The 9,854-nt window shown below is 60.0% G+C and carries 9 protein-coding genes; 2 read left to right on the top strand and 7 right to left on the bottom strand.

All coding sequences use genetic code 11. The features are described from left to right. The first annotated feature begins 5 nt into the window (after positions 1-5). Positions 6-923: a LysR family transcriptional regulator gene (locus AC07XF_RS21220; protein WP_495028023.1), complete on the top strand. Its 918-nt coding sequence runs from the start codon at positions 6-8 to the stop codon at positions 921-923. On the opposite strand, the gene AC07XF_RS21225 is transcribed toward AC07XF_RS21220, so the two are convergent. The 6 genes from AC07XF_RS21225 to AC07XF_RS21250 form a co-directional block, all read right to left on the bottom strand. After that, positions 920-1,531 carry an RraA family protein gene (locus AC07XF_RS21225; protein ID WP_495028024.1) on the bottom strand — a complete coding sequence of 204 codons (612 nt, stop codon included), beginning with the start codon at positions 1,529-1,531 and terminating at the stop codon, positions 920-922. The two genes, AC07XF_RS21220 and AC07XF_RS21225, sit on opposite strands and share 4 nt — an antisense overlap. Continuing rightward, positions 1,524-1,916, bottom strand: coding sequence for a RidA family protein (locus AC07XF_RS21230; RefSeq protein ID WP_495028025.1), 393 nt, complete (start codon positions 1,914-1,916; stop codon positions 1,524-1,526). Before AC07XF_RS21230 ends, AC07XF_RS21225 begins: the two co-directional genes overlap by 8 nt. An 18-nt stretch (positions 1,917-1,934) precedes the next feature. Beyond that, positions 1,935-3,314 (bottom strand): MFS transporter, encoded by a 1,380-nt coding sequence (locus tag AC07XF_RS21235; protein ID WP_495028026.1) that lies wholly within the window; start codon positions 3,312-3,314, stop codon positions 1,935-1,937. A 311-nt stretch (positions 3,315-3,625) separates the two neighbouring features. Next, on the bottom strand, positions 3,626-4,567 hold the full coding sequence (locus AC07XF_RS21240) for a 2-hydroxyacid dehydrogenase (protein WP_495028027.1): 942 nt from the start codon (positions 4,565-4,567) through the stop codon (positions 3,626-3,628). Beyond that, complete coding sequence (locus AC07XF_RS21245) at positions 4,564-5,319, bottom strand: class II aldolase/adducin family protein (RefSeq protein ID WP_007988289.1); 756 nt, start codon at positions 5,317-5,319, stop codon at positions 4,564-4,566. The genes AC07XF_RS21240 and AC07XF_RS21245 overlap by 4 nt, the downstream gene beginning before the upstream one ends. Continuing rightward, positions 5,316-6,617 carry an MFS transporter gene (locus AC07XF_RS21250; protein ID WP_495028028.1) on the bottom strand — a complete coding sequence of 434 codons (1,302 nt, stop codon included), beginning with the start codon at positions 6,615-6,617 and terminating at the stop codon, positions 5,316-5,318. Before AC07XF_RS21250 ends, AC07XF_RS21245 begins: the two co-directional genes overlap by 4 nt. Before the next feature lie 155 nt (positions 6,618-6,772). Between AC07XF_RS21250 and AC07XF_RS21255 the strand changes: the two genes are divergently transcribed. After that, on the top strand, positions 6,773-7,732 hold the full coding sequence (locus AC07XF_RS21255) for a LysR family transcriptional regulator (protein ID WP_495028029.1): 960 nt from the start codon (positions 6,773-6,775) through the stop codon (positions 7,730-7,732). Positions 7,733-7,744: 12 nt separating this feature from the next. Here AC07XF_RS21255 and mrdA read toward each other — a convergent pair whose 3' ends face one another. Further along, positions 7,745-9,637 carry a penicillin-binding protein 2 gene (gene mrdA / locus AC07XF_RS21260; protein WP_495028030.1) on the bottom strand — a complete coding sequence of 631 codons (1,893 nt, stop codon included), beginning with the start codon at positions 9,635-9,637 and terminating at the stop codon, positions 7,745-7,747. Positions 9,638-9,854 lie beyond the last annotated feature (217 nt).

A 9,854-nucleotide genomic window follows, 5' to 3' on the forward strand; every position in this document is an offset into this window, starting at 1 on the left:
CGCCTATGCAACGCCTGCTCAATGACCGCCTGGACTGGAACCTGCTGCGCACTTTTCGGGTGATTGGCCAGGAGCTCAGCATCAGCCGCGCCGCCGCCCGCCTGCACCTGACGCAACCGGCCGTGAGCCAGGCACTCAAGCGCCTGGAAGAACAACTGGGCCGCCAACTGATTGCCCGGCGCGGGCCGCGCTTTGCCCTGACCGAAGTCGGCGAGCAGATCTTCGCCCTGGCCGGGGAGATCTATGGGCAAATGTCCCAAGTCAGCAGCGTGCTGGAACAACCGGCCGACGAAGTGATCGGCAAAGTGCGCTTGCTGATCATCAGCCGGATTTTCTCCGAGCGTTTTGATGACTTCCTCGCCGACTACCATCGCCAGTACCCGCGCGTGGATCTGGAAGTCGATGTGCTGCGCAGTTCCGACATCGTCAGCGCCCTTCAGGAAAAAACCGCGACCCTCGGCCTGAGCCTCAATCGGCGCCCGCAGCCACGCCTGGAGCAGCGTTTGTTCCTGCGTCAACGCTATGCGTTTTTCTGCGGCAAGCACCATGAACTGTTCGGCCAACAGGACGTCGCCGAAGGGGATTTGCAACGGGAGAACTTCGTCAGTTTCACCAGTGACCAGATCGGCGGCATGCTCTCGCCGCTGACGATTTTCCGCGATCAACAAGGTTTCAGCGGCCGCATCGTCGCGTCGTCACCGAGCCTGGAAGAAGTCCGGCGACTGGTGATCGCCGGCTTCGGTATCGGTTGTTTGCCCGAGCACGTGGTGGCGGCTGACGTCGACGCCGGATTGCTCTGGCGCCTGCCGCCCCACGAAGGGATTGCCGATGTGGACATTCATTTGCTGTGGAACCGCGAACAGCGCATGAGCCGGGCCGAGACAATTTTTCTCGAAAGCTTGCAACAACGGCTGACGGACTAAACGCGCAAGACCTGCGTCACCGGCTCACCGGCCCGCAAACGTTCGAGCAAGCGCGGCTCGGCGCGATCCGAGGCCAGCGCCTGCTCGATGACAGCCGCCGCCGATGCCGTGTCGAGAAACAACACGCCGTTGTCGTCCGCCAGCACCCAATCCCCCGGTTGCACCGTCACGCCGGCGCAGTGGATGGACTGATTGATTGCGCTGTCGCCGCGACCGTGCAGCTTGGTGGTCAACAGACTGGTGCCACGGGCGAACACCGGCAACCCGGCTTCACGCAGTTCCAGCAGATCGGTTACCGCACCGTCCACCACAATACCTGCCGCTCCAGCGCAGCGCGCCGCGCAACTGGTCACCGCACCGACCGGCGCGTGCCGATGATCGCCACCGGTGTCGATCACCAGCACGTCGCCCGGCCTGATTTGCCCCAGGGCCTGGTTGACGGCGATGGCATCGGCACCCACCAGTTTCAGGGTTAGCGCACGTCCCACCACCTTCACATTGGGCACCATGGCCCGCAGTTGCGGGTCGGCAAAACCCTCGTCGAGAAAATGCCCGAGGGTCGGAAAGCTCACGATCCTGAGTTGTTCGATCAGTTGCGATTCATCCATGTTGCGGCTCCCCGGCAATCAGTTCAGCGACACAGTCGATTTCCAGCGACACACCCCACAGCGCCACGCACACCGTGGTGCGCGCCGGTGGCGCATGGCCGAGGAACTCGCGGTACACGGTGTTGAATGGCTCCAGCTGCGCGGGATCGGTCAGGTAGGCATTGACCTTGATCACGTGGCTGAAACCGGACCCGGCTTCTATCAGGATCGCTTCGAGATTGCGCAAGGTTTGCCGCACTTGCTCCGGGAAATCAGCGGGTTGTTCATCGAGACTGTTCCGGGCCGGAATCTGCCCGGCGGTGAACACCAGGTGGCCGCTGACCACTGCCTGGGAGTAAGGGCCGACCGGGCCGATATAGCCCGGGGCCGATTGAATTCTGCGCATGTTGTATAACTCCCGGGATCAGGCCGTAGCCGATTTGAAGGGTTTTGCGGGGGCCGGATCGTCTGTCGGGACGCCGCTGGGGATTTCGCTGATGTCCTGCTTGAAGGTTTCGCTCAACAGCAACAACGCCACCAGGGAAATCAATGCCGCACCGATCATGTACCAGGCCACCGACGAACCTTTGCCCGTCGCGGCCAGCAATGCCGTGGTGACGATAGGCGTCGCCGCACTGCCGAGCAGGCCGGACAACATGTAGCTGATCGACAACCCGGAGTAACGCACCCGGGTGCCGAACAGTTCGGCAAGGAACGTCGCAATCGGCCCGTAGTTGGCGGCGAACGCGGTCATCAACAACAGATAACCGAACACCACCATCGACAGCTCTTTGGTGTCCATCAGCCAGAACATCGGGAACGCCACCAGCGCTTCGGCAATGATGCCGCCGACGATGATCGGCTTGCGTCCGACACGGTCCGATAGCGCGCCGAACACCGGCAACATGACGATGCACCAGGCGCAGGACAGCAGCACCACACCAAGCATCACGCTGCGGCTGAAGCCGAGATTCTGCGTGCCATAAGTCAAACCGAACGCCACGATAATGTTGAACGAAGCACCCGTGGACATGGTGGCAATGCCGCCCAGCACCACTTGCTTCCAGTACTTGCGGAATACTTCCGCCAGGGGCATTTTCACTTGCACCTCGGCTTCCTTGACCTTGTTGAAGGCCGGGGTTTCCGAGATGTTAAGACGGATGTACAAGCCAACAGCGATCAGCAATACGCTGGCCAGGAACGGAATACGCCAGCCCCAGGCCAACAGCTCCTCAGGAGACAACCACGCCGCGATCAACAGGAACGCCAGATTGGCAATCATGGTCCCGGCCGGTACGCCGATCTGCACCCAGGAACCGTACAGGCCACGCTTGTTGGCCGGCGCATGTTCCACCGCCATCAACACCGCCCCGCCCCACTCGCCACCCAATGCCAGGCCTTGAATAACCCGCAGCAGCAACAGCAGGATCGGCGCCCAAATTCCAATGGCTGCAAAGTCGGGCAATAAACCGATGGCGAAGGTGGCCGCGCCCATGGTCAACAGCGAGATCAACAACATCGACTTGCGCCCGAGGCGATCGCCGAAATGCCCGAACAACGCCGCGCCGACAATCCGCGCCAGATACGCCGAAGCGAACGTGCCGAAAGCCAGCAGCGTTCCGATCAGCGGCACGAAATCCGGAAAGAACACTTTGTTGAACACCAGCGCTGACGCCGTGGCAAACACGAACAAGTCATACCACTCCACGGTGGTACCAATCACACTGGCCACCGCGACTTTTTTCATGCTGATTGCAACTTCCGGTGGTGCGCCGGACTTTTCTGCGGACGATAGATCGCTCATCACTGTCTCCAGGAATTCATCAAGAACTCGTTATTTAATTGTTTTGACTGGCAGTAAAACGGTTGAGGCGAAGTTTGTTGTTATGGCTCGCCCAACTGAGCGGGCGAGTTCGCAGGGCATTTTTTTGGCCTTGGAAGCGGTCTCTTGTAGGAGCCGGCTTGCCGGCGATGGACTCAAGTGCGCCGTGTCTATCCGGTTTACATGCGTTATCGTTAACGACCATCGCCGGCAAGCCGGCTCCTACAGGTGTTGCGTTATCGGTGTTTCCCGGGATTGCGTGAAAATCCATTTTTAATGGAATAGCGGTGGGTTCAATAACCCAGTAATCGGTCCGCACAGTTCAATAACGGTTCGTCGCTACTCAATCGGCGGAAGTTTTCCGCTACTTGTTCGGCAATACAGTCATGGGAAGCCGCCGAAGCCATGTGCGGGGTAATGGTGACACCGGGCATTGTCCAGAGCCGGTGATCGACCGGCAGCGGTTCCTGTTCGAAGACATCCAGCAGCGCACCGCGCAATTGCCCTCGGGCCAGTGCCTGTTCGAGGTCATCGATGTTCAGGTGACCACCCCGGCCACAGTTGACCAGTGCTGCGCCGTTGGCGAGTTGGTCGAAAGTGCTCCGGCCGAGTATGCCGCGGGTTTCGCCGGTGAGTGGCAACAGATTGATCAGCAACTCGACACCATCGAGAAACGGATTCAACGCATCAGCCCCGGCGAACGTGCGCACACCCGGCAAGTCCTTGCTGCGCCGCGCCCAGCCGCGCACGTCATAACCGGCTGCGGCCAGATCCTGAGCAATCGCGCTGCCCAGCGATCCGAGTCCCATCACGCCGACCTTGAACTGCCCCGCCGCCCGTTGCAGCGGCCGCTCCCAGCGTTGTTCCCGTTGTTGCGACAACACCTGATCGAAACCGCGGTGATAGTGAATCACCGCCCAGCGCACGTACTCGGTCATGCCTTGGCGGTGGCCCGGGTCGACTACGCGGCAAATCGGCAGATCCGGGCATGACGGATCGTGATCGAGATGATCGATACCGGCAGCCACCGAGTGAATCACCTGCAGGTTCGGCAATGCGCCGAGACTGCCCGGCAAGGGAAACCAGCACGCGGCCATCTGCGCATTGGCGGCCCGGGAATCGTCGGCCAACACGGCCGTGAGTTGCGGCGCGCTGCGGGCAAACGCCGCCTGCAATTGCTTGAGCAGCAAGGTGTCGCGGGACAGCAAAACCACAGTGTTGATGACGGTGTTCATGACAAATAAGACTCGCGCTGGGATTCGATCAACGTCAGGGCGGCCTCCCAGGCCAGGTCGATGATGTTGTCCTGCTCATCACGGTCAAACTGTTCGGCGGTGTGCGCGCACACTTCCGGCGACGGGTAATGCAATGCCGAACCACCGGCCAGCGCCTGCACCTGTGCCTGGCAGGCACGCTCCAGAAAGTGGATCTCCTGGAACGCCTGGGCCACGCCCGAACCACCGACCAACAAGCCATGATTGCGCAGGATCATCGCCCGGTGCGGGCCGAGGTCGGCAATCAACCGCTCGCGCTCATCCAGCGACAGCGCGATGCCCTCGTAGGTGTGATAGGCCAACTTGCCGTAGAACTTCAGCGCGTGCTGACTGATCGGCAGCAAGCCCTGCTTCTGCGCCGCGACTGCCATGCCGGCCGCCGTATGGGTGTGAATCACACAGTTCAGGTCCGGACGCGCCATGTGGATCGCCGAGTGAATCACGAAGCCGGCGGCGTTGACCCGATGGCCTGCGTACTCTGGATCGACCACCCGCCCTTCCTGATCGATGCGCACCAGATCCGAGGCGCGCATGCGGTCGAAAATCACCCCGTAGCGGTTGATCAGGAAGTGGTGTTCAGGCCCCGGAATCCGCAGGGTGATATGGGTGTCGATCAGGTCGGTCATGCGAAAGTGCGCGACCAGTCGATACAGCGCAGCCAGTTCGCAACGGGCTTGCCATTCAACCGGGTCGATGTGTGCAGGTTTACTCACGAATACACCTCTTTAGCAGCGTGGGTGACGACCGGGTTGGCGCGCAGGCGGGCCAACCCGCAAACACCGATCAGGGACAGGGCCGAGAGCAAGGTGAAGAACACCGCCAGCGGCAACCATTGTCCGGAAAACTTGCTCGCCAGCAGGGTGCCGATCAGCGGCGTGGTGCCCCCGGCCACGGCGCAAGCCAATTGATACGCGATGGAAATGCCCGAGTAGCGCAGATGCACCGGGAAGGCCTGGGTCATGTAGCCGGCGATCACCGCGTACAGCGCCGAGAGAATCACCACCGCCAGGGCAATGCCAACGGTCATGAACACAATGTTCTGCGTGCCTACCAGCAGGAACATCGGGTATGGCGTGACCATGCACAGCAGCGCGACCCATTTGAGAAAACGACCTTCGCCGATACGTTCGGCGATCAGCGCCGAGACTGGTTGCGAGAGCAGCTGGATGACGGTCACCAGAAACAGACAATCGAGAATCGTCGAACGGGCAATGCCCTGATATTGGGTGACGTAGGTGATCATGAAGGTGTTGGTGAAGAAGAACCCGGCCGAGCCAATAGTCACGGCAGCGGCGGCGAACAGGATCTGCCGCCAGCAGGTGCGGATCACGTCCATCACCGGGTATTTGGCGGTTTCGTTATTGTCCTGGACCTTGGCGAATTCCGGCGACTCGTGAACACCGGAACGGATCAACAGGCCGACCATCATCAACACACCGCTGGCGAGGAATGGCAGGCGCCACCCCCAGGCGAGAAACTCCTCTGACTCAAGGGACGTCACCAGACGGAAGGCGATCAGGGCCAGCAACAAACCGGCGGGACTGCCGAGTTGGGCGAACGACGCGTAGAACGTCTTGCGCTTGGCCGGCGCGTGTTCGCTCGCCATCAACACCGCCCCTCCCCACTCGCCACCGACCGAAATGCCCTGGATCAAACGCAGCACGATCAGACCGATTGGCGCCCAGACGCCAACGCTCGCATAGCTCGGCAACAGGCCAATGCCGGCGGTGGCGATGCCCATCAAGGCCATGGTCACCAACAGCATTTTCTTGCGCCCGAGACGGTCGCCCAGATGACCGAACACCATCCCGGCCATGGGCCGCGCAATAAAGCCGACAGCGAAACTGCCGAATGCCGCGAGGGTACTCATGACCGGATCGCTGCTGGGGAAGAACACTTGCCCGAGGACCAGCGCCGCCGCGGTGGCGTAGATGTAGAAGTCGTAGAACTCGATGGTCGTGCCAATGAAGGCAGCGGCCGCGGCTCGGCGCGGTTGGGGAGTAGTGTGCATGCAAGGACCCTGTGTACTTATAGTTTTTGGGCAGGTGTTAAGGCGAATGACGGTTGCGCTCTGTGGCGCTTGTGGGCTTTATCGCTTCCATGCCAGGATTAGTCAATTTTCAAATCCTTATCTTTACTATTAGCACTGCTACTGCATGAGGTTTTATGCCTACCACTTCCAACCCGTGGGTCGGCCGGCGCTTTCTCAATGACCGCCTCGACTGGAACCTGCTGCGCACTTATCTGGTCATCGGCCAGGAAGGCAGCATGAGCCGCGCTGCCGCGCGACTTCACATCACCCAGTCAGCGGTCAGCCAGGCACTGAAACGACTGGAAGAACAACTGGACTGTGTGTTGATTGCCCGTAGTGGGCGACGCTTTGATCTGACGGAAACCGGGGAAGAAGTCCTGCGCATAGCGGCGGATATCTACGGGGATATTTCACGCTTGGGGACGGTGGTGGAGAGCCGTCACGACGACGTGGTGGGCAAGATTCGTATCCTCACCGTCAGCGGTGTGCAGGCACGGCATTACGATGATTTCCTCGCTGACTTCCATGAAACCCACCCGAAAATCGAGCTGGAAGTCGAGGTGATGGGCAGTTCGAACATCATCAGTTCGCTGCTGCAAAAGACCGCGACCATTGGCGTCGGTCTGTGCCGTTTGCCGCAGCCACGGCTGGAACAACGGGTACTGTTCCGAGAGACGTACGCTTACTTTTGTGGCCAGCGCCACCGGTTGTTCGGGCAACAGAATCTGACCCTGGAACAACTGGCGGCGGAAAACTTCGTCAGCTTCACCAGCGACCAATTGGGCGGCAATCTTTCACCCCTGACGCTGTTCCGCGATCAGCAAGGCTTCACTGGCAAGATCGTCGCGTCTTCCACCAGTTTCGAAGAAATTTACCGCCTGATCTGCGCGGGTTACGGCATCGGCGCCTTACCCACGCATCTGGTGCGCCGGGATGTCGAACAAGGTCTGCTCTGGCGCCTGCCGCCGGAAGACGGGGTGGTGGATTTCGATATCCAGCTGCTGTGGAATCGCGAACAGAAGATGAGCCAGGCCGAAACGGTGTTCCTCGAGAGCTTCCAGCACATGCTCAGCATCCGTGAGCCTGTGTTGTGAAGCCATGCGGGTTCAGACGTGAGGATCGCCCGGCGCCTTGCTTGGCGCTGCGTATTGCGGCTTCAGGTGCCCGTCCTGATCGAGTAGCCAGGCGTCCATGATCTCCCGGACGACCGGTCCGGCGACGCGACCACCCGCCTCGCCGTTTTCGATCATTACCGAAATCACGATCTTCGGGTGCTCGGCCGGAGCGAAACCGACGAACAAGGCATTGTCGCGGTTACGCTCACGGGTTTTCTCCCGGTTGTAACGTTCGCCCTGCTTGATCGCCACCACTTGCGCGGTACCACTCTTGCCCGCAATACGGTACTGCGCCCCCGCGGCGGCGGCCCGGGCAATCCCGCGGGCATCGTGCATCACCATCTGCATGCCATGGTTGACCTGCTCCCAGTCGCGTGGATCCTTGAGCAGAATGTTCTGCATTGGATGCTCATCCACCGGCGCGACGCCGTCCACGGTTTTGGCCAGATGCGGGCGATTCCACACTCCTTTGTTGGCAATCAGCGCCGTGGCCTGGGCCAATTGCAAAGGCGTGACCTGCATGTAGCCCTGGCCGATACCGAGAATCACCGTCTCGCCTGGAAACCAGGCCTGCCGACGCGTGGCGCGCTTCCAGGCTTGGGATGGCATGAGGCCGGGGGATTCTTCGTACATATCGAGAGAGACTTTCTCACCGAGTCCGAACATGGCCATGTAGTCGTGCAGACGATCGATACCGAGCTTGTGTGCGAGGTCATAGAAATAGGTGTCGTTGGAACGCATGATTGCTGCATCCATATCCACCCAACCATCGCCGCTGTGGTTCCAGTTGCGGTACTTGTGATCGAAATCCGGCAGTTGGTAATAACCGGGGTCGAACACGCGGGTCTGTGGCGTCACGACACCCGCATCGAGGCCGGCGATTGCCACTTCCGGCTTGATGGTCGAACCCGGTGCGTACAGGCCGCGTAGCACACGATTGAACAGCGGGCGGTCGATGGAGTCGTGCAGCGCCGCGTACTCCTTGAAGCTGATCCCGGTGACGAACAGGTTCGGGTCGAAGCTCGGCTTGCTGACCATGGCCAGCACTTCACCGGTCGACGGATCGAGCGCAACCACCGAGCCGCGACGATCGCCCAGGGCTTGTTCGGCGGCTTCCTGCAGCTTGACGTCGAGGCTCAGGACAATGTTTTCACCCGGCACCGGATCAGTGTGCTTGAGCACTCGCAGCACGCGACCCTGAGCATTGGTTTCGACTTCCTCATAACCGACATGGCCGTGCAGTTGCGCCTCGTAGAATTTTTCGATCCCGGTCTTGCCAATGGATTGGGTCCCTCGGTACTCGACCGTATCCAGAGCCTTTGACTCTTTCTCGTTGATGCGTCCGACATAGCCGACCGAATGAGCGAAGTGCGCGCCCAACGGATAGTGCCGAACGAACTGCGGCTCGACATCGATGCCCGGCAAGCGGAACTCGTTGACGGCGAGTACGGCGATCTGTTCTTCGTTCAGTTCATAGAACAGCGTCACCGGTACGAAGGGGTGACGTGCCTGCTTCATCACCTTGTCGAATTGCGAGCGGTCTTCAGCGGGCAAGTGCAGGAGATTGGCGACCTCGTCCAGCTCTTCGTTGACATTGGAAGCACGTTCGCGGGTGATGGTCAGGTTGAAGCTGGGACGATTGTCTGCGAGGAGTACGCCATTGCGGTCGTAGATCAATCCGCGGGTAGGTGTAATCGGCAGGACATGTACGCGATTGTTTTCGGAGATGGTCGAGTGATAGTCGAACTCGACGACCTGCAGGACATACAGGCGTACCACCAGAGCACAGGTAATGGCGGCAACGAACAAGGCGCAGGCCAGGAGTCTCTTGTTGACCAAACGTGTTTCTTTTTCGTGGTCCTTGATCGGTATCGGTTCAGGCACTTGTGCAGCAACTCTTTGAAAAGAATGCCGATCCGTGGGCGCAGACTCAGTCCATTAAAAATGAGCTGCACCTTACCAAACCCGGGGAGTCAGGTTTGTGTGATTTTTTTTACAATTGATTTTGAATGGGTCGCTCCCTGTTTTTCACGCGCAAAAACAAAACCCCAACTGCTTTCGCAATTGGGGTTTCGGAATTTAATCTTGACGATGACCTACT

It is taken from the genome of Pseudomonas sp. GW821-FHT01C01, from assembly GCF_059422645.1.

What these genes read in the sequence shown, in the direction of transcription:
- AC07XF_RS21220 (WP_495028023.1), top strand. Translation starts at nt 6, where the DNA reads ATGCAACGCCTGCTCAATGACCGCCTGGACTGGAACCTGCTGCGCACT.
- AC07XF_RS21225 (WP_495028024.1), bottom strand. Translation starts at nt 1,531, where the DNA reads ATGGATGAATCGCAACTGATCGAACAACTCAGGATCGTGAGCTTTCCG.
- AC07XF_RS21230 (WP_495028025.1), bottom strand. Translation starts at nt 1,916, where the DNA reads ATGCGCAGAATTCAATCGGCCCCGGGCTATATCGGCCCGGTCGGCCCT.
- AC07XF_RS21235 (WP_495028026.1), bottom strand. Translation starts at nt 3,314, where the DNA reads ATGAGCGATCTATCGTCCGCAGAAAAGTCCGGCGCACCACCGGAAGTT.
- AC07XF_RS21240 (WP_495028027.1), bottom strand. Translation starts at nt 4,567, where the DNA reads ATGAACACCGTCATCAACACTGTGGTTTTGCTGTCCCGCGACACCTTG.
- AC07XF_RS21250 (WP_495028028.1), bottom strand. Translation starts at nt 6,617, where the DNA reads ATGCACACTACTCCCCAACCGCGCCGAGCCGCGGCCGCTGCCTTCATT.
- AC07XF_RS21255 (WP_495028029.1), top strand. Translation starts at nt 6,773, where the DNA reads ATGCCTACCACTTCCAACCCGTGGGTCGGCCGGCGCTTTCTCAATGAC.